General features: G+C 65.8%; 21 protein-coding genes and 2 pseudogenes. 12 read left to right on the forward strand and 11 right to left on the reverse strand.

Going from position 1 to position 26,403, the window contains the following annotated elements; translation table 11 throughout:
• The first annotated feature begins 58 nt into the window (after window positions 1-58).
• The 6 genes and pseudogenes from eccCa (at window position 59) to A5713_RS03195 (ending at window position 11,297) form a co-directional block, all read left to right on the forward strand.
• Window positions 59-4,093, forward strand: coding sequence for a type VII secretion protein EccCa (gene eccCa, locus A5713_RS03170; protein WP_068092414.1), 4,035 nt, complete (start codon window positions 59-61; stop codon window positions 4,091-4,093).
• Window positions 4,090-5,559, forward strand: coding sequence for a type VII secretion integral membrane protein EccD (gene eccD, locus A5713_RS03175; protein ID WP_068092415.1), 1,470 nt, complete (start codon window positions 4,090-4,092; stop codon window positions 5,557-5,559). Before eccCa ends, eccD begins: the two co-directional genes overlap by 4 nt.
• Window positions 5,560-5,588: 29 nt before the next feature.
• On the forward strand, window positions 5,589-6,944 hold the full coding sequence (mycP, locus tag A5713_RS03180; RefSeq protein ID WP_068092418.1) for a type VII secretion-associated serine protease mycosin: 1,356 nt from the start codon (window positions 5,589-5,591) through the stop codon (window positions 6,942-6,944).
• 82 nt (window positions 6,945-7,026) lie between these two features.
• A pseudogene (locus A5713_RS03185) lies at window positions 7,027-8,442 on the forward strand (MinD/ParA family protein); the annotation flags it as partial.
• Window positions 8,443-8,700: 258 nt separating this feature from the next.
• Window positions 8,701-9,048, forward strand: a complete 348-nt coding sequence (locus A5713_RS03190; protein WP_067927734.1) for a hypothetical protein — start codon at window positions 8,701-8,703, stop codon at window positions 9,046-9,048.
• Window positions 9,045-11,297, forward strand: coding sequence for a hypothetical protein (locus tag A5713_RS03195; protein WP_068092421.1), 2,253 nt, complete (start codon window positions 9,045-9,047; stop codon window positions 11,295-11,297). Before A5713_RS03190 ends, A5713_RS03195 begins: the two co-directional genes overlap by 4 nt.
• Window positions 11,298-11,402: 105 nt before the next feature.
• Here A5713_RS03195 and A5713_RS03200 read toward each other — a convergent pair whose 3' ends face one another.
• The 9 genes from A5713_RS03200 to A5713_RS03240 form a co-directional block, all read right to left on the reverse strand.
• On the reverse strand, window positions 11,403-11,687 hold the full coding sequence (locus A5713_RS03200; RefSeq protein WP_067927725.1) for a hypothetical protein: 285 nt from the start codon (window positions 11,685-11,687) through the stop codon (window positions 11,403-11,405).
• A gap of 26 nt (window positions 11,688-11,713) precedes the next feature.
• Window positions 11,714-11,983, reverse strand: coding sequence for a WXG100 family type VII secretion target (locus A5713_RS03205; RefSeq protein WP_068092423.1), 270 nt, complete (start codon window positions 11,981-11,983; stop codon window positions 11,714-11,716).
• A gap of 70 nt (window positions 11,984-12,053) precedes the next feature.
• Entirely contained in the window at window positions 12,054-12,866 is an 813-nt protein-coding gene (locus A5713_RS03210; protein ID WP_068092425.1) for an ESX secretion-associated protein EspG, read from the reverse strand.
• Complete coding sequence (locus A5713_RS03215; protein ID WP_068092426.1) at window positions 12,863-13,933, reverse strand: PPE domain-containing protein; 1,071 nt, start codon at window positions 13,931-13,933, stop codon at window positions 12,863-12,865. Before A5713_RS03215 ends, A5713_RS03210 begins: the two co-directional genes overlap by 4 nt.
• 53 nt (window positions 13,934-13,986) lie before the next feature.
• The gene (locus A5713_RS03220; protein ID WP_068092427.1) at window positions 13,987-14,283 is read right to left on the reverse strand and encodes a PE domain-containing protein; all 297 of its coding nucleotides are present in this window, start codon (window positions 14,281-14,283) and stop codon (window positions 13,987-13,989) included.
• 54 nt (window positions 14,284-14,337) lie between these two features.
• Window positions 14,338-15,741 (reverse strand): hypothetical protein, encoded by a 1,404-nt coding sequence (locus A5713_RS03225; RefSeq protein WP_068092428.1) that lies wholly within the window; start codon window positions 15,739-15,741, stop codon window positions 14,338-14,340.
• Between the two features lie 10 nt (window positions 15,742-15,751).
• Complete coding sequence (locus A5713_RS03230) at window positions 15,752-15,964, reverse strand: hypothetical protein (RefSeq protein ID WP_231980229.1); 213 nt, start codon at window positions 15,962-15,964, stop codon at window positions 15,752-15,754.
• A 196-nt stretch (window positions 15,965-16,160) separates the two neighbouring features.
• On the reverse strand, window positions 16,161-16,484 hold the full coding sequence (locus A5713_RS03235) for a YbaB/EbfC family nucleoid-associated protein (RefSeq protein WP_067927705.1): 324 nt from the start codon (window positions 16,482-16,484) through the stop codon (window positions 16,161-16,163).
• Window positions 16,481-16,801 carry a hypothetical protein gene (locus A5713_RS03240; protein ID WP_231980230.1) on the reverse strand — a complete coding sequence of 107 codons (321 nt, stop codon included), beginning with the start codon at window positions 16,799-16,801 and terminating at the stop codon, window positions 16,481-16,483. Before A5713_RS03240 ends, A5713_RS03235 begins: the two co-directional genes overlap by 4 nt.
• Window positions 16,802-17,023: 222 nt before the next feature.
• Here A5713_RS03240 and eccA point away from each other — a divergent pair, with 222 nt between their 5' ends.
• Together eccA and A5713_RS03250 are read left to right on the forward strand one after the other, a co-directional pair.
• On the forward strand, window positions 17,024-18,850 hold the full coding sequence (gene eccA / locus A5713_RS03245) for a type VII secretion AAA-ATPase EccA (RefSeq protein WP_068092439.1): 1,827 nt from the start codon (window positions 17,024-17,026) through the stop codon (window positions 18,848-18,850).
• The gene (locus A5713_RS03250) at window positions 18,847-19,938 is read left to right on the forward strand and encodes a MinD/ParA family protein (RefSeq protein WP_369804361.1); all 1,092 of its coding nucleotides are present in this window, start codon (window positions 18,847-18,849) and stop codon (window positions 19,936-19,938) included. Before eccA ends, A5713_RS03250 begins: the two co-directional genes overlap by 4 nt.
• 902 nt (window positions 19,939-20,840) lie before the next feature.
• Here A5713_RS03250 and A5713_RS27230 read toward each other — a convergent pair.
• Entirely contained in the window at window positions 20,841-21,314 is a 474-nt protein-coding gene (locus tag A5713_RS27230; protein ID WP_231980231.1) for an SgcJ/EcaC family oxidoreductase, read from the reverse strand.
• A gap of 81 nt (window positions 21,315-21,395) precedes the next feature.
• Here A5713_RS27230 and A5713_RS03260 point away from each other — a divergent pair, with 81 nt between their 5' ends.
• Together A5713_RS03260 and A5713_RS03265 are read left to right on the forward strand one after the other, a co-directional pair.
• Entirely contained in the window at window positions 21,396-21,968 is a 573-nt protein-coding gene (locus A5713_RS03260; protein WP_156751725.1) for a TetR/AcrR family transcriptional regulator, read from the forward strand.
• Window positions 21,969-22,046: 78 nt separating this feature from the next.
• Window positions 22,047-22,706: pseudogene (locus tag A5713_RS03265) on the forward strand (nitroreductase family protein).
• Window positions 22,707-23,126: 420 nt separating this feature from the next.
• Here A5713_RS03265 and A5713_RS03270 read toward each other — a convergent pair.
• The gene (locus A5713_RS03270; RefSeq protein WP_067927671.1) at window positions 23,127-23,726 is read right to left on the reverse strand and encodes a TetR/AcrR family transcriptional regulator; all 600 of its coding nucleotides are present in this window, start codon (window positions 23,724-23,726) and stop codon (window positions 23,127-23,129) included.
• A 72-nt stretch (window positions 23,727-23,798) separates the two neighbouring features.
• Here A5713_RS03270 and A5713_RS03275 point away from each other — a divergent pair, with 72 nt between their 5' ends.
• Window positions 23,799-25,214 carry an AarF/ABC1/UbiB kinase family protein gene (locus A5713_RS03275; protein WP_231980232.1) on the forward strand — a complete coding sequence of 472 codons (1,416 nt, stop codon included), beginning with the start codon at window positions 23,799-23,801 and terminating at the stop codon, window positions 25,212-25,214.
• Complete coding sequence (locus A5713_RS03280) at window positions 25,201-26,400, forward strand: cytochrome P450 (protein ID WP_068092690.1); 1,200 nt, start codon at window positions 25,201-25,203, stop codon at window positions 26,398-26,400. Before A5713_RS03275 ends, A5713_RS03280 begins: the two co-directional genes overlap by 14 nt.
• The last annotated feature ends 3 nt before the right edge of the window (window positions 26,401-26,403 follow it).

Genomic DNA, 26,403 nt, shown 5'->3' on the forward strand with positions numbered 1-26,403 from the left:
ATACCTACCAAGACCGGCCGCCGTCCCGGTGCCGGGTTGGGGAACTGTCGGGGGGTTTGTGAGCACTCAGGGTTTTGTTCGCCGAGCGCGGGTGGTGCCGCCGCCGATGCCCGGCGGGGAATTGAACATGGAGGCACCACCCGAGGTCCCGCGGGTCCTGCCCGGCAACCTGGTGTTGCGCCTGATGCCGCTGATGATGGTGGTCGCCGTGGTCGGCATGATCGCGCTGATGGTCACCGTCGGGGGTCGCGACCTGTCGCGCAACCCGATGTTCCTGATTTTCCCGATGATGATGGTCATGTCGGTGGCCGGCATGTTTCTGGGCGGCGGCGGCCGCACCGGAAAGGCGGCCGCCGAACTCAACGAGGAACGTAAGGACTACTTCAGCTATCTGGCCAACCTGCGGGAACAGGTCGACAACACCGGCGAGTCCCAGCGCCTCGCGCTGGAGTGGAGCCATCCCGACCCACGCGCATTGGCCGATGTGGTTGGCACCAGGCGGATGTGGGAACGTCGGCCGGCCGATGCCGACTACTGCCATGTCCGGCTGGGCATCGGCACCCATCGACTGGCTACCCGCATGCTGGCGCCCGAGACCGGTCCGCCCGAAGATCTCGAACCGGTCGCCACCGTGGCGCTGCGCCGATTCGTCAAGACCCACGCGGTGGTGCACGCATTGCCGACTGCGGTGTCGCTGAGGGCCTTCCCGGCCATCACCTTCGAGGGCCAGCGCAACATGGTCCGCCAATTGGTGCGCTCAATGCTGCTCGAGCTGTGCACGTTCCACGGACCGGATCACGTGCAAGTCGCCATGGTGACCGCTGACCCCGACGGCGAGCACTGGGGCTGGCTCAAGTGGCTGCCGCACGCCCAGCACCCCAATTCCCGCGATGGCATGGGATCGGTCCGGCTGCTGGTCCCTGCCCTGGCGCAACTGGAAACGCTGCTCGCCTCCGATTTCGCCGAGCGTGGCCGCTTCAGCCGCACCGCACCGCCGACCGAGGGAACCAAACAATTAGTCGTCGTCCTCGACGACGGATACGTCAGCGGTGAGGAGCGGCTGGTCACTGACGCCGGCATGGACAGCGTGACGGTGCTCGATCTCAACGGTCCCCGCCAGGGCGTCGCGGCTCGACGCAACCTTCAACTGGTCGTCGATGGCGAAGACGTCGCCGCGCACACCGCAAGTGGCACCGAACGGTTCGCGACCCCCGACTCGCTCACCACCGCAGAGGCGGAGACCACAGCGCGACGCATCGGCCGCTACCGCCCGGCCAGCGCCGCCCACATCATCAATCTCCATGCCGCCACGGGCGTGACAGACCCGGGGTTGATGGCGCTGCTCCGTATCGCCGACGCGGCAGACATTATGCCGGAACAGGTATGGCGTCCTCGATCACCGCGCGAGCGACTGCGGGTGCCTATCGGCACCACCCCCACAGGGCAGCCCGTCGAACTTGACATCAAGGAGTCCGCCGAGGGAGGGATGGGCCCGCACGGACTGTGCATCGGCGCCACCGGATCGGGTAAATCCGAATTGCTGCGCACACTGGTGTTGTCGATGGTCACCACACATTCGCCGGACGCGCTGAACCTGGTGCTCGTCGACTTCAAGGGCGGCGCCACATTCCTTGGACTCGAAGGTCTGGCCCACATCGCCGCGATCATCACCAACCTCGAAGACGAACTGACGCTGGTGGACCGGATGCGTGACGCGCTGGCGGGCGAGGTGAACAGGCGTCAAGAAGTGCTGCGCGCCGCCGGCAACCTGCCCAACGTCACCGAATACGAACGAGCCCGCGCCGGCGGCGCCGACCTGCCGCCGCTGCCGGCGCTGTTCATCGTGGTCGACGAGTTTTCCGAGCTGCTCTCCCAGAAGCCGGATTTCGCCGAGCTGTTCGTGATGATCGGGCGGCTGGGCAGATCCCTGCACATGCACCTGCTGCTGGCCTCCCAGCGTCTCGAAGAAGGCAAGCTGCGCGGCCTGGACTCGCATCTGTCCTACCGCATCGCGCTGAAAACCTTCACGTCGGGCGAGTCACGCAGCGTACTGGGAGTGCCCGACGCGTACCACCTGCCCAGCGTGCCCGGCTCGGCGTTCCTCAAGTGTGACGTCGACGAGCCGGTCCGGTTCAATACCAGCTACGTCTCCGGCGAATACGTCAAACCCAGGGTGTCCGCGCACACGGGTCGCACCTCCGCGTTGGGGGCACTGGCGCCCAAACTGTTCACTGCCGTGCCCGTGCCGGCCGCCGAAGCGGCGCCTGCGCCCGCCCCGAGCCCAGCGGAACCGGCAGCGGAAACCCCCGCAGCGTCGGGTCCGAAGAAAACCACCGTCCTCGACGTGGTGGTCGGCCGGCTACGCGGACACGGGCGCCCCGCCCATGAAGTGTGGCTCCCGCCGCTCGCCGACAGCCCCGCGGTCAACGAGTTGCTCACCGACTCCGACTGGCGTGCCGCGCAGAACCTGACCGGCCAGCTTCGCATGCCGATCGGGCTCGTGGACCGGCCCTACGACCAGCGCCGTGACGTCTTGATGGTCGATCTGTCCGGCGCGCAAGGCAACGTGGCCGTGGTCGGCGGCCCGCAGTCGGGTAAATCCACGGCGCTGCGCACCCTGATCATGGCGGCCGCGGCTACGCACACCCCGGAGCAGTTGCAGTTTTACTGCCTGGACTTCGGCGGAGGCACCCTGGCCGGGCTGGCGGGCATGCCGCACGTCGGTGGGGTGGCCGCACGTATGGACTCCGACGCGATCCGGCGCACTGTCGCTGAAGTGGCGGGCGTGCTTCGTGCCCGGGAACTTCGTTTTCGTGACCTGGGCATCGAATCCATGCGTGAATTCCGGACTCGCAAGGCACAATTGGCCGCGCTTTCTGCCGAAGCATGCGGCGACGACCCCTTGGCGCATGACAGCTTCGGCGATGTCGTGCTTGTCGTTGACGGCTGGGCATCGATCAAAAGCGATTTCGAGGCCCTCGAGCCCGTGCTGCAGTCGATAGCAATCCAGGGCCTGTCTTACGGTGTGCACCTGGCGATCTCGGCGTCACGTTGGATGGAGATCCGCCCCGCCGTCAAGGACATGCTCGGCACCCGCATCGAGCTGCGGCTGGGTGATCCGATCGATAGCGAGGTGGGCCGGCGGTCGGCCGAATTGGTTCCGGTCGGCCGGCCCGGCCGGGGCATCAACCCCCAGGGCCTGCACATCCTGATAGCCCTGCCGCGGCTGGACTCGGCAAACACCGTCGAGGATCTGCCGGCCGGGGTGGCCGGCGCCGTAGCGGCGATGCGCGCCCACTATGGCCGCCGGCAGGCGCCGCCAGTCCGGATGTTGCCGCACAACGTCGAGCGCGGGAAGGTCGTCGCGGCGGCGGCCGAGGCCGGGCTGCTGAGCCACTCGCGCATCGCGATCGGCATCGACGAGGAGGAACTCGCCCCGGTCGTCGTCGATTTCGACGCACAGCCGCACCTGGTGGCCTTGGCCGACTCCGAGTGCGGCAAGACGGGTCTGTTGCGCAACATCGCCGCCGGCGTGATGGAGAACGCCACACCCGACCAAGCCAAGATCATCGTCGTCGATTTCCGTCGCTCGCTCCTGGGCGTCGTCGACGACGCATACCTTGGCGGCTACGCCAGCGCCCCGCAGTCGTCCACCGAACTGATGACCGCACTGGCCGGTGCCCTCAAAGACCGACTCCCGCCTGCCGACATCACCCAGCAGCAACTCAAGGATCGGTCGTGGTGGTCCGGACCGGAATTGTTCGTACTGGTCGACGACTACGACCTGTTGGGTGGCAACGCCCTGAGCCATCCGCTCGGCCCGCTGGTCGAATACCTGCCCCAGGCACGCGATATCGGTTTGCGCGTTGCGGTCACCCGACGCACCGGAGGTGCCGCCCGCGCGCTGATGGACCCGTTCGTCGGTCGCCTCAAGGACTTGTCCTGCAACGCGCTGGTGATGAGCGGTAGCAAAGAGGAAGGTCCGCTGTTCGGTGGCTATAAGGCCAGCCCGATGCCGCCCGGGCGGGGAATGCTGATCTCGCGCACCATGAAAGAGGGCGTGATCCAGTTGTCCAGGATGCCTGACCGATGACCGGGGTGAGCGAGCTGCGTCCGGTCGTCGCGGCCCGACCCGCACGGATCCGGGTTTCGGTGCTCGGCACGCTGACCCAGCTCGATGTCGCCCTGCCGGCGGACATTCCGGTGGCGGCCTTGTTGCCCGAGCTGGTGACGCTGATCCACTCCCGCCAGACCCGTGACGTCGAGGATCCCGCCGCCCGCGACGAACGTCGCAGCTTTTGGGTGCTGACCCGACTGGGCGGGGAGCCGCTGCCCCCCGACCAGACGCTGCGGGCCATCGGCATCGCCGACAACGAGTTGTTGCGCCTCTGCGAACAGCGCGCACTCTCACCACCGACGCTGTACGACGACGTCGTCGATGCCGCCGCCCGGCTGAACCGGACGCTGCACCCGGCTTGGACTTCCGGTACGGCCCAAACGATGGGCTTCGTAGGACTGTGGCTGTCTGCCGCGGCGTGGCTTTTCCTCTTGTTGGAGGGGTCGCCCGCGACACACCGCCGCGCCGTGGTCGCCGGCGCTGCGCTGACCGCGCTCAGCCTGATCGCCGTTGCGACGGTCGCGAGCCGCACCCCGCGCTTGAGCCCCATCGCCGCCGCAACCGCCTGGCCGCCCATTGCGCTGGGAGCCGCGCTGGGCTGGAACCTGGCAGCACCGCACGGACCCTACGCCGTGGCTGCGGCAAGCGCGATCCTGCTGGGCCTCGCCGTACTCTGCCAGCGGATCATCGGCGCCGCGCACTGGGCCTATTTGGGTGCGGAGGTGATATTGGGCTTCTCGGGCCTTGCTTTTCTCGGTCGGGGTCTGGCCGTACCCGTGGCGCTGCTGGCGGTGCCGGCAGCCACCATAGCGACGGTGGCTGCACTGGCCGTTCCCACCGTCTTCTCGCGACTATCGCGCGTCCCCGCACCGCCGGTCAAGGCACGCCGCAAGCGGCGACCCGGGGCCACGATGCCGGGATTCACGCCGAGACCAACGGATTCGGCTGAGGGCAACGACCCCGGCAGCGATATGCCCGGGGCTGAGCAGGTGTGGGCCCGAGTCCACGCGGTGGCGCTGACTCGGGCGGGCCTGCTGGCGGGTCTGGCGGCCGTCGTCGCGACGAGCTGCGCGGTGCTGCAGCGCACCGACCCCGGATGGGCGGCGTTGGCCTTCGCGCTGGTCTGCGCGACGGTGCTGGCGCTGCGCAGCCGGCGGGTTGGCACGCTCGCCGAGCGGGCCGCGCTGGCGGCGCCCGCCGTGGCACTGACGTTGGCCGTGTGCGTGCAGACTCAGGCCGGGGATTTCCCGCTACGGCTGACCGGAATTGGCGTACTCGCCGTCTTGGCCGCGGCGGCGACCCTGGCCGGCGCGTTGGCGCCACAGAGCCGTGTGCGGCAATGGTGTTCGGTTGCAGCGCCCTACCTGGACTACGCCGCCACGGGTGCACTGATACCTGTGGGGCTGTGGGTGATGGGCATCTACGGCAGGCTGCACTGGTGAGTGGCAGCTCCCGTCGCGCCGCGGCGCGGATGTGCGCCGCCGTCCTGGTCGCGGGCGCCGGCATCGGTGTCCCCGCGCCGGCCAGCGCCATCAGGCCCCCGGTGGTGGAGCCCGGCCCACCACCGGCGGGGCCACCGCTTCCGCCGCAGCCGAGCGAGCTCAAAGCACTCTGCGGCGTGCCCACCGGGGTGTTGGCGGGCACCGACTTCCGCAAGCAGACCAGTGCCGACGCAATGCTCAACTACCGCTCGGCGTGGCGATTCTCGCGCGGGGCGGGTCAGAAGGTGGCGGTCATCGACACCGGGGTGAACCGCCACCCGCGGCTGCACGCGCTCGAAGGTGGGGGCGACTACGTCTCCACCACCGACGGGTTGGCCGACTGCGACGCGCACGGCACCTTGGTCGCCGGACTGATCGCCGCCGCCCCCGACAGCGACGACAGCTTTGCGGGTGTGGCCCCCGACGCTGCGATCCTGTCGATCCGCCAGAACAGCAGCGTTTATGGGCCGGTCGGCGGCGCCAACAACGCGAACGATCCCAATGCCACGTCGACGGGCTACGGCGACACCGCGACACTTGCGCTGGCCGTCACCCGAGCGGTCGATCTGGGCGCCACCGTTGTCAACATTTCCGAAGCCGCCTGCGCGGCCGTCGGCACCGGATTAGATGATGCCGGACTGGGTCGCGCGGTTCGCTACGCATTCGACCGCAACGTGGTGGTGGTGGCCGCGGCCGGCAACGTCTCCGCCCAGAGCCGTTGCGCCAGCCAGAATTCGCAGAACGACCCGAACCAGCCGATGACGCAGGGCTGGGACACGGTACAAACCATTGCCACGCCGGCCTGGTTCAGCGACTACGTCCTGGCCGTCGGCGCGGTGACCACCTCGGCGTTGCCGGCCGATTTCAGCCTGCACGGCCCCTGGCTGGCCGTCGCCGCACCCGGGGAGAACATCACCTCACTCGACGCCAACGGCCCGGGCCTCGTCGACGCCGAACTGGCCCAACGCGGCCTGATGCCGCTGAACGGCACAAGCTTCGCCGCTCCGCTTGTGTCGGGTGTCGTCGCGCTGATCAGATCACGCTTCCCGCAATTGACAGCCCAGCAGGTAATGGAATTGGTCAAGCGCACCGCGCACACGCCGGGCGACGGACCCAACCCCGCCACCGGGTACGGGGTGGTCGACCCGGTGGCCGCGCTGACCTATCAGCTGCCACCCCCGCAAACCGGGACCGGATCTGAGCGCGCTGCATCGATCGGTCGTGGCGCTCAACCGGATTCGCGCAAGGAGCACGCGCGTACTGTCGTGTTCGGTGTCACCGCGGCCAGCCTGGCGGTGATGGCTGCCGCCGCGGCACTGGCTGCCGCCCGACGACGCTCCCGCTGACCGACACGAGCACGCGCCCGACACGGCACGTACCATCGGAACCGAACTGAGCGCCGGATCGCGGGGGGACAAAACGATGCTGCCGCACGAGGATCCATCGATCGGTGAGCCCGACGAAATCGCTGGACGCGGCACAGGTGATTCGCCGAGCGCCGCGCAGCACCGGCCGCAGTCCGGTGTCGCCATGTCAGCGCAGCCTCGCCTCCCGTTGCCGCCCTGGCAGCTGGCCAACGCGTCGATGATCACGCCGAGGGACACAGGCCAGCGATTCAGGCAACACCAGGCGGCCCCAACACCTCCATTCGGGGAACAGCCGGTTAACAGAACACCACCGGAAAGGTACGGCGAACCGCCACCGCAACAAGAGGATTGGCGTGCCGGGCCGCCCCTGCCTCCGCCGTCTTGGCCGCTGCCGCCGTTGCCGCCGCCGCCACCTCTGCTGCCCCCCGGCTGGCCACCCCCACCGGGCTGGTCAGCCCCACCGGGCTGGTCAGCCCCCGAAGACCACGCCGTTGCACCGCACCACCCCGCGCCAGGCCAGGCCGCCATGCCGCAGGCCGCCCGGATGCCGGTACCACTGGACGAGGCCGAGATCGTCAACCGTGATCGCAGCGCGCCGCAATCTGGCTGGCGTCGACTGGTGCACCGGGCCACCGGCGGACGCATCAACCCCGGCCAGTCCCGCAAAGAGCGCGAACGTCAAGATCTGTTGGCCTTGATCCGCCAGCCCATCATTGGCGACTGCCGCATCGCGGTGCTATCGATCAAGGGCGGCGTCGGCAAAACCACCACCACGCTGGGGCTCGGATCGGCGCTGGCGCTGATGCGCCAGGACCGTGTCATCGCCGTCGACGCCAACCCCGACCGCGGCACTCTGGCCGAGCGGGTCCGCGACGCCTCGACCAACTCCTCGGTGCGCGATCTGCTGAACGATCCCAACATAACTCGCTACGCCGACGTCAGGGGTCATACCCGAATGGCGGGCAGCCGACTCGAGGTGCTGGCCAGCGAGCAAGAACCTGCGGTGTCGGAGGTGTTCGGCGAAGCCGACTACCGGCACACCATCGACATCCTGCGTAACTACTACAACATCATCCTCACCGACTGCGGCACCGGCATCATGCATTCGGCGATGGCAGGCGTACTGGACCTCGCCCACTGCATCGTGCTGGTCAGTTCGCCGGCCATCGACGCCGCCCGCAGCGCCTCGGCGACGCTCGATTGGTTGATGCAACACGGGCATTCGGCGCTGGTGCGCGACGCGCACGTAGTGCTCTCCGCATCACGACCGGGATCAGCCGCTCTGAAGCTCGACAAGGTCTACGAGCACTTCGCGTCCCGGTGTCGATCCATCCACCTGATCCCGTTCGACCCGCATTTGGCCGAGGGCGCCGACATCGACGTCGAGTTGCTCAAACCCGCCACGTTCGAGGCCTACCTGCAGTTGGCCGGTGCGGTCGCGCAGACCTTCCCGCGGGTGCACCGATCCCGCCCCTAGTACACCAGGCGTGTCCCGCGGCGGCCGCGGACCGTGCTTCGCGACACGTGTTCGAACCCTTTTGTGCTGCAACATATAACCGGAGCAGCTGTCCGCGGACAACGCCGCCCTGCGGCAATTCGAATTCTCGGCGAACAATGCAGCGGCGCGCGTCCGGCCGGCCGGACCCGGCATAGAATTAACCGGCAGTAACGGGGTCACTCAAATCGTTGACCGCGAGTAACCTGCGCGCGTCACAGGGCTAAATGGGGGAGTGCGATGACGCTGCTCGTCGACCTGGATCGACTGGCCGGACTCGGGCCGGTATTGCAGGGACTGGCCAACGAGGCCGGGGCTTTGCGCACGGGGCCCGCAGCGGGCCCGTACCTGTCGGTACCGGGGGGCATGGAACCCGCGGTCACCGAAGCCTCCAGCATCGCTCACGACCTGATCGATTCCGTCCTCGTCGGCGCCGTGAAGCAGCGACTGTCGGAGACCGGGAAGATCATGGTCGACGTGGCCAATCAATATCGCAAGGCGGACAACAGCAACGTCAGCGAGAACACCGTAATGACCACCTACACCAATGCCACCGGTGACTGGAGTGTTCCCGCGGTGGCCAAGTGAGCCTGACCAAAACCCAGATCGAGGCGTGGAATCCGGCGACGCTGACCGCGATTGGCGAAGCCTGGACGGCGATGGGCACAAAGATCGACAGCCTGTTCGACCGATACAAATCCGCGGTCGCCAATGTCAACGGCGGCCACTGGCAGGGGGTGGCCGCGGACGCCGCGATGACCCGTGCGGAATCCGATCGACAAGCCGCCGCCCGCGTGGTCGATCATCTCGATCGGGTCGCGAAGATCGCCACCGACGGCTTCCACCAGATCGATGCGCCATTGCAGCGGGCGCGCAACGCGATCGCGGGCGCTCAACAGGCCGGCTTCACCGTCTCGGAGAACTTGGTGGTCTCCAAAGCCGACCTCACCACCAGTGCCGACCTGGCCGCTCAGGAACAGTGGCAGATCCAGATCACCAGCGCCGCCGACGCCACCGAAGAGGCCGACACCCAAGTCAAAGATGCGCTCAACGCCGCGCGCCTGGATCTGCAGGTGGCGTTCATCCAGCCCGCCACCCTCGGTACCGACCAAGGCGCAAGCGACGGTAACCAGCTGCTCAACGATCCCAGGCATCTCAGCGCCGACGAGATTCAGCGGCTCACCGCAGCGGGACTTCTCACTCCGGCGCAACTGACCGCGCTGCAATCCGGTGCCACAGTGGACATCCCGGCCTCGCAGATGCAATACATCAACGCGCTGGCCCGCTCCTTGGACGGCAAGTCGCCGCAACAGATCGAGACCATCCTCAACGAGATGCCGGCCGAGGCGCGACAAGGCGTCGCTAACGCGCTGCAACTGCTGTCCACCAACAGCGTCAGCGCCAGCGTCACCGGCGACAGCACGATCCCCGCCCACGGTGCTACGAATCTGCTGCCGCATCAGATGTACGACGCACTCAACCGTGGCGACTTGATGACCGAAGGATTCTCCCTCGTTGGTGGTTACGGCTATAACACCATCAACCTCAACGGCGTCGGGGCGAACCAAGCCAACGCGGCCATTGCGGCCATGGCCAGCCCCGGACTCAAACACGGGAGCGGTCTGGACAAGGGCGTCCTCAACGCGGCGCAACAGTATCTGCGCGGTCAGGTCGCCGCCGAAAATGACAAGCAAGCCTTGTATTTCGTCGACGGGCGCGGCCAAGAGCCCAACGCGCCGATGACCGAACAAATGTTTGCCGCCGTCGCCGATGACAAAGCGGCTGTTTCCGCGGAGCTGACCGGGTCCAACGGTCAGACCCTGTTGTCGGACGTGTTCAACCATCAATGGAGCGATCACGGTAAGACGGTCTCGCAGCTGTTCAATATCAGCTCCCAGGACGCGGTGGCCGTCCCCGGCGACCGCCCATCGGAAGTGCGCGCGGCAGAGTCCGGCCAGATCGCCCAAACCGTGGCCCAGTACATGTCGAACCACTCCAACGAACTGCTGCATCTGTCCGGCGATCCCGGAACCGCTGTCGGGCAGCGGAACCCGGATTTGATCGTCAACCTGGCCAGCGACCTGGCCCCGTACTACAGCACATTCGCCGGTTCCGAGTCGATACCGGGCGTCAGCCATTTCGCCAACTCCAGTCAGCTGGCCAACATGTACTCGGTGCTGGCCACCAACCCCACCGCCGGGGTGAATGCCGCCATCGCCACCTTCGGGCAGGAAAACGCTCTGGCGACCGCATACGGCAGCGGCCACGCACCCTACACCTACGCTCAGACCGCAGGCCAGATGCAGCACGCACTAGAAGTCGGCACCCAGTCGGCCGAAACCGCCCTCAACCAGGGCGATGTCTACAAGGCTCAGTGGCAAGCCGCCGTCAACGGTGCCAGCTACGACTCGGCGTACAAAGCCGCCGGCGCAGTGCTGAATTACATCCCCGAAGCGGGGCCGGTGATCAAGAGCCTGATCGACGTCGCCGGTCCCGGAATCAAGCCTGACGTCATCGGGATCATCAATCAAAACGCAGTGCAAAACCCGAGCAATGCCATCCCTAATGAGCACGCCGCCAATCAACTCGACACCAACACCACCGTGCAAAGCATCGTCAATGGTCTCGTGACGAAGGATCCGTCGATCGTCAACGATCCAGCCTTCGCGCCATACCGCCACGACGACAACGGCAACCCGACCATCCAGGTCAGCAACCTCAGTGCGCAAGCGGAGATCACCAAACAGCTGTATTCCCGGTACGGAATCGATGTGGGCCAATGGGAATACCAGTTCGATACCGGCATGAACGGCGGGACCATCATCCCCGCCAAGTAAACCCAACCGTCAAAAGCGAACCGTCGCTGCCCCTCGGACATTTCACCGCGGGTGTGCCGGGCCCGCGCGTTGCACGGGGCCCGGCACATCGGGTGGGCCGATTGCTCAGAAGTTGCCGGCCAGGTGCGCGTCGAGCGCCCGCGTGTCTTCCTGCTGCTGGGCACCGCCGGCGCGGGTTGCGGTGATGTCGTTGATCACGTTGTCCATCAGCGCCGAAACCTGCTGATGCTTTTGTTGCAGCGCGTCGGCGGCTTGGCCTTCATACACCGTGGACAGCACGCTGAAGACCTTCTCTACTTCTTCGCGCAACGCTTGCGCGTCATTGAGGTTGGATTGAATGGCGTCCAAGTGGTCGTAGTTGGAGCCGTAGTCGTAGCGAATCGTGTCCATGCTCAAGTCCTTTCGTTTAGAGCTTGCTACTCGGCGTCGAGGTTGGCGAAGGTGCGCATGTTGGTCTTGCCCGTCTCGGCGACCTGGTTCAAGGCGTTGATCACCGCGGTGAAGTCCTCGTGGTGGTTTTGCATGATGTTGCCGAAACTCTGTGCCTTGTGACCCAGCCAGGAACTGGCGGTCATGGTTTGGGTGCGGTCGAGGATGTTGTTGGCCAAGGCCCTGGCATTCTGCATCGCCTGGTCGACTTGGGCGATCTTGGCCTCGGCCTCCTGCGGCGTCAGGCTGGTGGTCATAGCTCTCTCCTGAGATCTCTGAGATGTCTGTCCTGTCTTGCGGCAATGCTGCGGCGCTTGTCTGCTGCTGTCAGTCCTCCTCCCACCTCTCAGCCGAAATTTCGACAAGCTGGCTGAGCGCCTGCTTGATTGCGTTGTCGGAACCACCCTTGAGCGTGGTCCACAACTGGCCACTTGGTGAGACACTGGGTGCGGCCACTATGCGGCCACGCCTGGTGCAGAAGACGCCAACGGGGGCAGGACCGCGCAGCAGCCGGTCCGCCTCGAAGCTCAGTGCGTAACAGACGATCTCGGCGAAGGCGAGCCGCGAACCCAGTGCGGAGCCGAACATCATCGCGGTGCGCGCCGGCGCGCCTATCGCGGCCAGTTGGTCGGCCAACCGGACCGGGTCATGGGTGCCGGTCAGGGCGTCGCTGACCGCGTGCAGCGGAGCGCCGAACGCGACGACGTCGGCTGGGGGAGCGGCGGGCAAGTGGTGCAGCAGTGGCTTGATCGCCTCGGTCAGCACCGGCCTGCCCGTACCCAGATGCAAGGCGACGACGTTGCCCACGCGCCGCGCCCATACCCACAGCTTCCCCCGACGCACCACTGTCACGCGCGCGGTGCCCTCCGGGGTGACCAAGCGCATCGCCAGCTCCCGATCGGGCCGTTCCAGCGCCCACAGCGGGCCGACCAATTCGTCCGCCACCGCATCATCGAAAAGTAGTTCCCGGTCAATGAGTGCGGCGGTAGCGGCCTGCGTCGCCGCTGCCAACTCGGATGCGGTGCCGTGGCGAGGCCGCACACCGAGCACTACGGGCAACGTCTGAACGCCCGCACGCGAGGCCAGCACCATCAGCTCGTCATCGCTGAGTTCCAGATGCGCGCGCAGCGAGGCGATCACAGGCGTAGCTCTCGGTCAACGCCAATCACGGGGGTGGACGCGCCGCCATCGAACATGCGCGCTGTCACCGGCTCGTCGGCCACCGTGTCAGGTGGTGGTCCCTCTGGGACCGCCAGTTGGTCGAACACCGAGGTATCGGGCACCCAGCTGACGCTGGAGGCCAACTGCGACTCGTTCGATGCGCCGGCCTGCCACCAGGGCTGCTCCGAGTAGCCCAGGCCCGCACCGGGTTCGCCGGCGCCGTCGAGTGGCTCGCCCGCCTGACTCGACTCGTACTCGCGATTCTGGTCGGCTCTTCCCAGTGCGGCAATGGGCCCATAGCCGGCGCCTGCCGCGGTGCCTCCGGTGCCGGCCGCGCCCGTTGCAGCAAACCCGTTCTGGTGTAGAGGCTTTGGCTGGGCGGTCGGCGCGATGCCGGTGGCCAGCATCGGCGCCAGCGGCGGGGCCGCAACGGTGGTTGGCGAAGCGCGCCCGCCGGCCCCGGACGACCGATCCTGGGCGTGCTCGGCCGGTGCCGGGCCGTTGCGCGAGACCTGCGGCGGGGAGGCCTGATCCCACGGTTGGGCCAGATCCGAGACCGCGTCTTCGTAGTGAGCCATCACTGCGGCGGCGTCGGCCTGGCTTGTGGTCGCCGCCTCGTCGAGTTCGGCGAACCGACCGGTGAGTACCGCACCGCTGTAGGCGGCCAATGAGGCCATCATGTCGTGCGTGGCTTTGGCCTGTAGCGCTTCGGGGACGCTGGGCATCGCCAGCCAAGCTTCGGTGGTGGCCATGGCGGCTTTTTCGGCGCGCTGGCCGTTGGTGGCGGCGCTGAGGGCCAGTGCTTGCAGCCACCGTCCGAATTCCTCTAAGCGCCCTACCGCCGCGGTAGAGGCCTGGCTGGTCCACGCGTCACGCAGCCGGTCGACCAGCTTGTCGAAATCGGTTGACACACCGGCCAGTTCTCTGGCCACCCGCTCCCATGCGGCGCCGGCTTCGCCCACCGGAGCCGGTCCTGGGCCGTCAGTGAGGTCGCGGGCAAGCTGCTCTGTGCTGCGCGATTGCCACACCACATCCGTGAAACCCACGCCCGGACCTCCCTTTCCCGAATAGCGCGTCCAATTCCCCCGGGCGAAGTCGGCTAGGTGATCGCGTCCCCATCGAAGGTCGCGATGCTGCCCGACTGCGCGCGTAGGGTCGCACCTACGTCGTGCAACTGGCCGGCACCCTGGCCGGCGGCGGCCGCAAACGACCGGTATACATCGTTGAGAGTGGCTGCGACACGCTCGGATACCTCGTCGCGACCCGATGCGGTCACGGTCAGGTTGGCCGTCTCGTCGGCGATCACCCGCTCGATCCGATCAGCCAGCGTCGCGAGTTGGTTGCTAACTTCGGCCACCTCCGAGGGCCGAATCGACAGGGCTGCATTATCACTCACTTCGTTCTCCTCCCCAGTGCATCGGCAGTTTCGACAGTTCGACGGCCGCGGCCCCTAGATTCGCAATGCCACGTCGGGTGGCTCATTGGGGTCGGATTGTCCGATAACGGCGGGCGCGGCGGTTCCCAGGTCCCCGACGATCTCGCCGCCTTGGTCCGTGGTGTGCAAAAACGACGGTGAGGTATGGCTGCTCCCAGCACCGAGTCGCGCCCCACCGGGCGCCATCGGGCTGCCGCCGCCCATCACGCCCGCGCCGGGCGCCCCCACTGCCGACGCGGGCCGCGCTCCTGCTGTCTCGACGGCAGCGGTACCGCTGGGTGGCTGCACCATCGCCGATGTGGGGATCGACCGCGCCGCCGCAGTGGCCGCGCCGCCGGCGCCTCCCGCTACATGACCGGCGGCGCCCGCTGCGCCCCTGGCGCTTCCATGTATCGCGGTGGCCGCGGCGTCAGTCAGCGGAGCGGCAGCCAGACTCCCCGGGCCGCGTGCCGCGTTGCCCGCCTGCATCACCGATTGCAGACCCTGGCTCAGCGAGCTGGCCCCGTACGACAGCGCCTGCGGGGCTGCAGACATCAATGACGACGCCAGTCCGCTGGTCCCGCTACCGGCCGAGCCGGCCGAGCCGGCTGCGACCGCCGTTCCCGCTGCGGCTGTCCCGGCGGATCCAGCCGTAGCGACTTGCGGGGCAGCCGTCACGGTGACCGGCGCTCCGACGGCGGTCACCTTGGCGGCCTCGGCGCTCAACGAAGCCTGAAGTTGGGTCATCACCTCGGCTGTCGACGTAATCGCATGGTTGGCCGCGGCAATAGCGGCCGCCCACCCCCAAGGGAAAACGATGTTGGGTCCGATTGCGGCCAAGGTGGATTCAAATTCGCTGATGATCTCGATCAGCCGCGATCGCGCCTGCGCGACGTCGGCCGTCGCGGTGGTCAAGCTGCTGCGCAGCGCATCGGCTTGCGCTGCGACCTGCTTGCCGTTGGCGATCGCGGCGGTGGTCTTGTCGACGGCAGCGCCGCTCGAAACGCCTTGCCATATCCCGCCGAGCGACCCGAGCGCCTGCTGCAGAGGCCCGCCGGTCGACTGAAAGGCGTTGGTGATTCCGCCCAGCATCTGGGTGGGATCCAAGCCCTGAAAAGCGCCGCTGCCCAAAGTTCCCAGCGCCGACGTCACGGGTTGGATCAGCGCGCTCGGATCCATCGGGGTGATCGGCGCGGCTGGGGCTTGTTGGCCCATCGGCGCCACGCTCGTCGGTTCCCCGCCAAACGGTGTCGTCCCACCAATACCGGTCGGGTCAGCAAAGGAGGGGAAACCCAGGCGCGCGAGAATTTGATCGACTGGCAAATTCAAGTACTGCTGCAAATTCTGCTCTTGCGCGTCGATAACCGCTGCCGTATCGGAGTCCAGGAGCTGCGGCCCGAACCGGCCCGCCGGATCAGTTGGCGACGAAGACGTGACCATCGGCGCTTGGCTACCCGCCGTCGGCGCCGACAATGGCGGCCCTGGACGCGTCGGTGGCCGCCCCGACGCCGGCATGTACCGCGCCGACGAGCAACGTGGCGGCCAAATTCCTTGCCTGCGCGGGCCCGTACGCGGCGAGGTACGTCGCGCCGATCGGTCCGAGCGCTGCAGCCGCGGCCGACAGCATCGCCGCGGAATCGGACGATCCAGCGGCGGTAATCATCTCAGACGCCGCCTGGGACACCGCAGAAAATTCCGCCATACCGGCGGGTGCCGCGGAAAAAACGTCACTCATGTGTCGGTACTTTCCCGGTTGATGTGGTCACGTGCGGCAGGGGACAAAGGGCAATATAACGAAACGGTAACGGCTCCGGTAGTCAGCAAACTTGAACTCTGGTGCAACACAAAGGAAAGTCCCATCAATCCGACACTTTCTGTTGCTGCAGCTGTGCTAGACGGGCGCCCAACTCGGACGCCAGGTAGTTGCACCGCTCGGTCACCAAAGCCTCCGCGACGCGTGCGGTTTCGACGATGAGCGCGGCCAACACACTGGGCCCAAGCCGATGCGCGCTCGGGCCAAGCCACAGATCGGTCATCGCGCCATATCCGTCGACTCGCACCCTGACGTTATGGTCACGGCTGGTCACCCGCACCGACATCGATTTAATCTGTTCGTCGACGGCCGCAACCAAATCACGCTGCTCTGCGAGCCTCGCCATGACTGCTTCGGCCAACCCGCTCACAGCGAACTCCGCCGTGCGGCCGTAGGCGTCTCCGTATCGCCGAAGGTCTCCTGCTCGGCACGGGCAAGGTCACTTTCGCTGGCCAGGTGCAATTCGCGGATCACCGTTGCGCCGAAACCCATTTCGGCCAATGTTCGCCGCCGCGCGACCTGGGCCCGCGCCGCTGACAACCGACACAACGCCAGGATCTCGGCCGCGAGTCGTTCGGGCGGCTTGTTCAGTTCGACCGCGTCGAGGTGCAGAGCAACCGGCAGGCCGCGTTCATTGGTACGAACGCATATCGTGCCGCTCAGCGAGCGCACTGGCTGCTGCGCCACGCTCAAGCCTCCCCCCGGAAACTGATACGACACCGCTGTCCGTACATCGCGGTGGCGTGGTACCCCCTTGAATTTAGTACACTGGCGGGGCCGGTCACGTTCCCATGGTCATTAAACGGAACGTGAAAAGTAAGTTACCACTTGGTGTTTGACTGCACAGATCGCAAGAGCGAGCCTTCTCCGCATGAGCCCGACGCGCAGTGAGGAGACACGACAGCCCCGATGAGTGGCACCAGCGATGCGCAGCGGGCGTTTGATGCGGGCGTGCTTTCGCTCGGCATCCCGATCGAGGGCCTCGAGACCCAACGCGACTTGCGCTATGCGGCGCTGGCTTTCAAGCGGGCGACCGAATGCGACCCCGACATGTGCGATGCCTGGTTAGGACGTGCGGTCGCCGGCGAGGTTACCGCCGAAGTGATCTATCACCTTTACCGGAGCAGCACCATCTCGTTGGGCCGTGAACAGCGCCGGCTGGGACTGCCACCGCGCACCATGCGGGCCCGATTCCAAACCGGTCTGTTCCTGGACTATCCACTGAGCACCCTGACCGAGATATGGCTTGCCTATGCGGCCAGCATGATCAGCTCCCGGGAGTACGACGAGGCCGAACGGGTGCTCGACGGGCTGGGAACGATGCACGCGGCGCTGCCCGGCGGGGAACCCGGTTCGGAACCGATCTGTGCCTATATCCGCGGCGTGCTGCACTTCACCACTCAACGCTGGCCCGACGTCCTGACCGCACTGAAGGACTCGGCAGCCTTCACCGATGAGTACCTGGCGGCCGGTGCCCACTTGATGGTCGGCTCGGCGTGCGCGCAGCTCGGTCTGTTCGGCGAAGGGATCCGGCGGCTGGAGCAGGCCATCGATGGGCCGATTCCGGCGGCGCGGCGGGCCGCGGAGTTCTGCAAGGGATTGACGCTGCGCGAGATGGGGAACGAACACGAAGCCCGCATCATCTTCGAGCGAATCTACAGCGAGGAACCAACTTTCGAGGCGAACGCCTCCGCCCTCACAGACCCGAAATACCGGCTCGTCGTCACGACCAGCGAAGAGATCGACTCGCGGGCCAACCGGTGGGATCCGTCCACCGCCGACCCCGGCCGTTCCGCCAACACCGAACCCGGCCATGACTACCTGCGCGAAGCTCAGCAGCAACTAGATCGGCAGATCGGCTTATCGGAGGTCAAACTGCAAGTCGCCAAACTCAAGTCGGCGGCGATGCTGGCGAAAGTGCGAGGTGACAAAGGCCTTAGCACCGCCGCGCGCAGCCTGCACCTGGTGTTCACCGGGCCGCCGGGCACCGGCAAGACCACCGTTGCGCGCGTCGTCGCGCAAACGTACTGCGGGCTGGGCCTACTGAAGACCGCGACCATCGTGGAAGCGGCGCGCCATGATTTCGTCGGCCAGCACCTGGGAAGCACAGCCATCAAGACCACCGCGACCATCGATTCCGCGATGGACGGTGTGTTGTTCATTGACGAGGCCTACTCGCTCATTCAAACCGGGCTGGCGGGCGGTGACGCCTTCGGTCGCGAAGCTGTCGACACCCTGCTGGCCCGAATGGAAAACGACCGCGACCGGCTGGTTGTGATCATCGCCGGTTACGACGATGAAATCGACCAGTTTCTGGCGTCCAATGAGGGTCTGGCGTCGCGGTTCACCAAACGCATCCGCTTCAGCACCTACAGTCCCGACGAGCTGGGAGCCATCGGGCGGGCGATCGCACGATCGCGCGACTCCGAGTTGTCCCCGCAAGCCTACGAAGAACTGGTTGTCGCCTGCCGCGCCCTGCATCAACGTCAGGCCGCCGACGCCTCTGGCCGACTTCGGCGCGGCATTGACCTGGTCGGCAACGCGCGGTTCGTGCGCAACGTCATCGAGGCCGCCGAGGACGAACGCGAATACCGACTGTCCGAATGTCACGGCGCCAGCATCGAAGACCTCGACGAAACCTCGTTGATGCGCATCGAACTTTCCGACATGCAAGCGGCACTGCAGCAAGTGCTCGGTCTGCTCACTGTTCACTCAACGACCGGAAAGTCACCATGATCCATCCCGACAAGTTCGTTCGCGACGGCAACGGCCGCTCGGCCGGAGACCAGACCCCGCCTTGGCCGGCTCCACAAACCGGGCGGGCATCGACGCCGTTTACCAGCACTGCGTCAGCTAACCCGCCTGAGCTGCCTCGCGCGCGTATGCCCAGCAACGCCGAACTGGGGCTCAGCCGGACCCGCCCGGTGCCACGCGCTGGATGGCGCAAGAAGCTGCATCAGGTCACCGGCATCAACCCGGGTGAATCGGCTGAGCAGGCCCGCCAGCGGGCCACCCTGGACCGAATCAACCAGCCCGTGCGGGGGGCCTTCAGCATCGCGGTTCTGTCCCAGAAAGGCGGGGTCGGCAAGACGACCACGGCGATCGGGCTGGGTGCCACTCTGGCCACCGTGCGTGGGGACCGGGTGATCGCGGTAGATGCCAATCCGGACTTCGGCACCCTGTCGCAACGTGGGCCCAACGAGACGCGCTCAACCGTGCGCGACGTGCTCCTCGACGAGAACATCGTGCGCTATTCCGATATTCGCCGACACACCTCGCAGGGGTCGAGCAGGCTTGAGCTCTTGGCTTCAGAGCGCGATCCGGTCACCTCAGAAGCCTTCTCCGACAACGATTACCGCGGCGTGCTAAGCGTACTTCGCAGGTTCTACAACATCATCTTGACCGACTGCGGCACCGGGCTGGTGCACTCGGCTATGAGTGCCGTGCTCGACGAAGCGGATGTGATCGTGGTCGTGGCTTCGCCCGCTATCGACTCGGCGCGCAGCGCGTTGGCAACGCTCGACTGGCTCGAGCAAAACGGCTATGGGCATTTGGCGGCGCAGACGACCGTGGTTCTCAGCGCATCGCGGCCCGGACCCACGGGGCTGGATGTCGACCTGTTGGCCAGCCACTTCGTCCCGCGCGTGCGCGCGTTGCACATCATCCCGTTCGACGACCATCTAGCCGAAGGTTCAGAAATCAATTTCGACCTGCTCAGCCGACAAACCCGACATGCGTTCCTGGAGCTGGCTGCAACGATCGCCGACGGCTTCAGCACGTTGAGCGCGCGTTCCAGGAACCAGGGTGCTCTACGACGGGACTGACTCAGCAACTGGCTCGCTGGGGGGCGTTCGGATACGCGATGTCACGGTGGCGTCGGCCACGACGGCCACGATGCCGATGGGGCACTCGTTGATTCGGTCGTAGTAGGGGCCCCGCTCGTCGGGAAAAGCGTCACGGTGACGAAATATGTTGTGCCGGCTGGCTAACAAGCTGATCTCGGAACCGTGCCGACTTTAGCGCTCCGCGGCGGCCTGGGTCCGGTCGGGACTGTACGCGTCGCCGGCGGACTCGAGCCACGTATCGCGTTGGAGGTGCAACGAGGGCTTGTCTGGGCCGTTGAGCTGTCCGGCCGGGGCGAAGGTTCAACCCGGATTTCGCCGAGCTTCATGAGCTCACACCGGCAGATTGTGTCCATAGATGCAATCGCCAATAGCCCAGCGGGCCATGCCAATTCGTCACCGTGACGTATTGGGTTATCCAACTGGGGAGAGGGTCGGGGGCCGTGGACCGGGGCCGCCAGCGGCGGACCGTCAGATCCGGGCGCTTGCATTCCATGGTCGGCGCTCGGCCGGCTTACCCAGTCGGACGCAGCCGCGTGGTCGCATGACATGAAGGCCGGACAAGCTACGGCTCGCGGCGCGGGACGGCATCGGGGCAATCGTAGGACATGCGACGGATTGTCTATCTGAATCTCGTTCGCGAGCGCCCTTGGTCTCATTGCCTGGTAGCCGTTGTGCCGATAAGCGACATTATGTCAAGTTGACTACTCCGTTTTCATCAGGATGAATCACCCCGTATCGACATCCGGCCCCGGCGTGGGTGCTGTGCTGCAGGCGAAGTCAGATAGTCTGCATCGCCATCACCAAACGCCGCGCAGAAGGCAATTTTCCAGCCTCTAGGTCCTTCTTGGAGCAACAATTGCGCCCATCGCTGGAACTTCCGGCTATGAAACAAGCCTCCTAATAAGCGTTTCCGTGAAGGGCCGCTGGGTGGTGTTTTGTGTGGCAGCCAATAGCCAGCCGTCGGCGGTGCGCACGGCGACACTGGTGTTGGTTCGTCGATTCCGCCGAGTAGGCCGGCTCCCCGTTGTCACACTGCACATGGCGTGAACCACGGCAACATCGGGTGTGATGAATCGCAGACCGGTGAGCTCAACATGCAGGCGGGCGCATCGTAGGAGTCGTCTGAACAGTGAGCCTGCGCGGGGAACCTCGCTCGAAGCGGCAATCGCCTCGCGGCCGCGGTGATGACCGCCCAGGAAGCTGACGCAATCTCCCCCAAGGGTATAGGCGCTAGCGTAGCCGACGGGATCGCCAGCATTCCAGCTGCTGATCTGGCGGTCAAGCAGCGCGCGGATAGCCGCCTCGTCGGCAGCGCGATCACCCCCGCTAAGCCTGGGCTCGTCGATGTTGTCCAACCCTGGCTCCATTCTCAATGAATCAAAGTCATTAGGGGCAGAATGCCGCGCTAATGACCCAAAGTCAATACAATCGGCGAGGTGCGCACCCGGCTGACGACAGAACAGCGGCGCGCGCAACTGCTCGAAATTGGCGCCGAAGTATTTGCCCGGCAGCCTTACGAGAAAGTGTCCATCGAGGACGTTGCCAAGCGAGCTCGCGTGTCGCACGGCCTGCTGTATCGCTACTTCTCCAGCAAGCGCGCATTCTTCGCCGCCGTCGTCGAGGCAGAGGGCGCCAACCTGCTGCGCGCGAGCGCCCCCGATCCTGCGCTCTCACCACTGGACCAGATCAGGGCCGGCCTCGACGTCTACATCGCCGAGGCTGAAAGGTCCCCGGCGGCGTACCGCATGGCCCACCATGCCCGCATCACCGGGGAAGAACTGGACTCAATGCAACAGGCGCGCAGCACGCTTCAACGCGACCGCATCTTGACCAGCCTCAACGCGGTAGTCCCCACCAGCGACGAAACCCAACTCGCGGTCACCGCCTGGCTAGGCTACGTACAAACCGCCATCCTCCACTGGATCGACAACCCGGCGATCTCGCGCCAACAGCTGCACAACCTATGCATCCGCGCGCTCTGGGCCGCAGTCCAACTGCCAGATCGATAAAGCCCCCTCCCTGAGGCCACCTGGGGAAATAACGGCCGTTCATTGCCGCAGTCCAGGTGCAGCTGAGGCGATCGAGCGATGTCTGACGTCGTCATCAATTTGTCCCCGGATGAGCTGCTGACCACGACCCGCGCTGTTCGCCGCCGGATGGACTTCGACCGGCCGGTCCCACTGGTGGTGATCAAAGACTGCCTACGAATTGCTCTGCAGGCCCCGTCAGGGTCAAACCGTCAGGGCTGGCACTGGATCGTGATCACCGATCCTGAACAGCGTGCCCGGATCGCCGATGTCTACCGTGCGGGCTTCGACGAATACCGCACGGCGGCAACCCACGGCGAGGGCCTCTTTGCCGCCAACGACGGGCACAGTTCGACGCAGCAACGCGTCGCCGGCAGCGTCGAATAGCTGGCCCAAAATCTGCACCGTGTCCCGGTGTTGCTGTTGGCTTGCATCACGTCCCCACACAGCGCGGTGCTGCCCGACGCATCTGCGGCGACGATGTGGGGCTCACTGTTTCCCGCGGTGTGGAGCTACATGCTGGCCGCGCGCGCCCGCGGACTGGGCACGGTGTGGACAGATCTGCACCTGCGGCACGAGCAGCAGGTCTCAGAGATCCTCGGACTCCCGGACGATATCCACCAAGGGCCGCTCATCCCCACCGCCTACACAGTGGGCACCGACTTTCGCCCTGGTCCGCGCGCACCACTCGATCAGCTTCTACACATCGACCGGTGGTGAGACCGTTGGTCGGGCAGCACCAGCACCACCTAGACACTCGCCGATCCCCCACTCCTCGATCGGGCGCCGCTGGCAGCCAGCAGTCATGTATGCGCGGATCGAATATGGCGCGCTACCAGCATACCTCGCCATATTCGTTATCCTGTTGTGCACCAGGAGATGTGACCTGACGGCCTGCGCGAATTAGCCACTAGGGCCGTCTATTTCCAGTCGACGGATAGTGCGTCTACGTGGCCGCTCGAAGTGCTAACAGCAACGCCGTCAACGACTTTCGTACCAGATTTGATCTTAACGTTAGCTATCGCTCGCCGTGTTCATCAGATCAATCAGCTCTCATCGCAGGCACACGCTGGGCCTGGTCTCTTAACCACTCCCCCGTTGGGACCAACGTCAAAATGCAGTGTGGGGGTCTTTGGGCGTCTATTGGAGTGCGGCAATGCGGGTTTCGAAGATTGCTGTCCATTCGGCGAGGTAGTGATCGTCGGGGACGCTTGCATTGGATTGGTGGAACAGGCTTGTGGCAAAGCGTGTCCCGAGGATGCTGTTGACGCCGAGAGCGGCCAGGACGGTGCGATCCTGGGGCGTCAGTGTTGGCGCCCAGGTGGTGAGCCAGTCGGCGAGTTCGGCGTTGAGTCCATCGATGAGGGCGGCGTAGGCGGTGTCGAGGCGGGCAGATTGGCCCGCGGGTGTGCGGGCGGCGATCTGCAGTAGTTGGATTTCTTCGTCGATCACACTGAGCAGGTAGCGGCCCAGCACGGTCAGTTCGGCGCGCAGGTCGCCGAGTCCGGCGAACAGTGCGCGGATGTCGCGCATGGCGCGGCGCCGGTCGAGCTGGCGGTCGATTCCGGCGTCGAGCAATGCGTCCTTGGACTTGAAGTGGCGATAGAGGGCGCCTGAGCCCGCGGCCAAGCCGGCGGCGGATTCGATTTGGGAGACGCTGGTGGCTTCAAACCCCTTGGCGCTGAACAGCCGCATCGCTTCGGTGACTAGCCGTTCGCGGGTCGACACCGGTGCAGTCATTGACCTCTCCAAAGTGATCACTTACATTTAGCAAGAGTCTACTACACGGGTTGAAGCGGAGGGGATGGCCAGATGGCGCAGCGCGACAAGGCGGTGCCGAACGGGCGTCTCCGGCGCGCTATGCCCTTGGCCGGATTCACTGCCCGCGCCGCCGGCGGGCGGTTGATCGCCGGATTGCGAGAACGCACCGGTGATGACGGTGCGGTCGAGCGGTTTCACGAGCGCACCGCCGAGCGTTACACCGAACTGCTGGGCCATTCCAAGGGCGTGTTGATGAAAGCCGGACAAATCTTGTCGATGGTCGACGCCCGGGCCGTGGGCACCGGGGGATATTGGCCTTATCAGAAGGCCCTGGCCCGGCTGCAGGCTGAAGCACCTCCGATGCATCCATCGCTCGTTCGGAAGATGCTCTATCAGGAACTGGGCTCTGATGTGCGGCTTTTCGCGGAATTCTCTGATGAGCCGATGGCCGCGGCGTCGGTCGGGCAAGTGCACCGGGCGGTGTTGTCAGACAGCCGCGACGTTGTGGTCAAAATCCAGTATCCCGGTGTGGCCCAGGCAATCCGAGACGACCTGGCCAATACCGAGTTGCTGGCTACGTTCTTGCGGTTTGTCACCGCGGCATCAGGGGTCAAGGGAGACGTTCGATCTCTCGCGCGGGAGGCCGCGGCGCGCATTGGCGAGGAGGTCGACTATCGCCACGAAGCAGCCAGCGTCGCCCGGTTCGGCGAGCTCTATCGCGGGCATCCGTTCATTCGTATCCCCGCTGTCATTCCCGAAGCTTCCAGCGACCGCGTGCTGACCATGACCTATCTGGATGGCATCGATTACCCAGAAGCGCAACGTGCCGACCAAGGCCTGAAAGACACGTGGGCCGAGGTGATCACACGGTTCATCAACGGCAACTACCGCCATGCGAACCTGGTGCATGCTGATCCCCATCCAGGTAACTACCGCTTCAGTGCCGACGGTCGCGTGGGTTTCCTGGATTTCGGTTGCGTCCAAAGCATCCCCGAGAAGGAGCGGCAACTTTGGGTCGCCGCAGTCCGCGCTTCGCTGGAGGAGCGCAAGGACGATTTCCGCGAGCTGTTGATCCAGCTGGGGATGCTCCCCGCAGAGGCGCCGTTGAACGCCGCGGATCTGCAGCAATGGATTAGCGACACCGCACCCGGCGGTACGACCACACGCGAGCCAGTGACCTTCACAGCCGACGCGACGACTCGGACGATCCGCGGGATGTTCGACGTCCGCGACTCCAACCACCCGGTGGCTCACTTAACCCCTCCCCCATGGTTGGTCTTCATCAATCGGATCCAACTCGCCTGGTGCAGTGTGGCCGTCGGCCTGCAGGCGACGATGCCGGCCCGTGCCATCATGGACGACCTCGACGGTGTCGCTGAGCCGATCACTGAGCTAGGCAAGATGCACCACGCGTGGGTGCGCGAGCGTGGTCTTCCGTCCGGGCTGGATCATCATGACCACCTCTGACGCCCAAGCCGCGGTGCGCCTGCCCTGGGATCCCGCCAACCCCTACCCGTTCTATGAGGCGTGTCGTCGAAAAGGCGACGTAGTCTGGAACGACACCGCGGCAGCATGGCTGATCCTGGGCTACCGCCCTGCGCGACACATTCTGGCCGGGCCCGGCTGGACCAGCGACCCGCTGGCCAACCCCAACACCCCCGGCGCCTTACGGGCAACGGATCCAGACACCCTGCGCCACAACATGTTATTCACAGATGGCTTCGACCACCAGCGGCTCCGCGGGGCGGTGCGAGACTTCTTCACCCGCAAGTTCATTGCCGGCCTGCGCGACGGCATCGCCACAATCGCTGCGGACACGATCGACTCCATTCCCGCCGGAGTCGAGCTCGACTTCATGGCCGACATCGCGTTGCCGCTACCGATCGCAGTCGCGGCAGCCTGGATGGGACTAGATATCGCGGCCGCCCGGTTGCTCCGCGAGGAGTCCCCGGCCATTACCCGAATGCTCGCCGACTCCACTGATCCTGCGGCCATCGAAGACGGCATCGATGCCGTTGCTTCGCTACTGACTGAATTTCTTTCCCTGGCCGCCGATCGCCGGCGCCATCCCGGCGATGACTTGCTCAGCGTCATCGCGGCCGACACCGACCTCGAACTCGACGACGTCGTCACCACCGCCATCATCATCGCGATCGCCGGTCACGAAACCACCGCAAACCTGCTGGGCTCGGCAATGATTCGCCTTCTCATCCCTCATTCTGACGGGACTCGGCCCCTTGACGCCATCACCACCGTCGACGATTCGTTGATCACCGAGCTGCTGCGCCTTGACGGCCCCGTCCAAGCCGTGGCGCGTACCGCCACCCAGGATCACGTCTTCGGTGACGTCACCATCCGCGCCGGCGAACCCGCTCAGGTCGTACTTGCCGCCGCCAATCGTGATCCCGCCGTTTTCAACGAACCCGATCAACTGGGTACGGACCGGCCCGGACCCGCACCGCTCACCTTCGGTCATGGGGCCCACTACTGCTTGGGAGCGCCATTGGCCCGCCTCCAAACCGCCATAACCCTCCAACAACTGCTGGCACGCCAACCCGCGCTCTGCGGGGACCCGACGTGGCGAGACAACCCAGCCATCCGCGGACCCCAGACACTCCCCTGCACGTTCCAGGTCCCTGTTGCGGGTTGCTGAGCA

Origin of the sequence: Mycobacterium sp. E2497, from assembly GCF_001668695.1 — a bacterium.
GTDB lineage: Bacteria > Actinomycetota > Actinomycetes > Mycobacteriales > Mycobacteriaceae > Mycobacterium.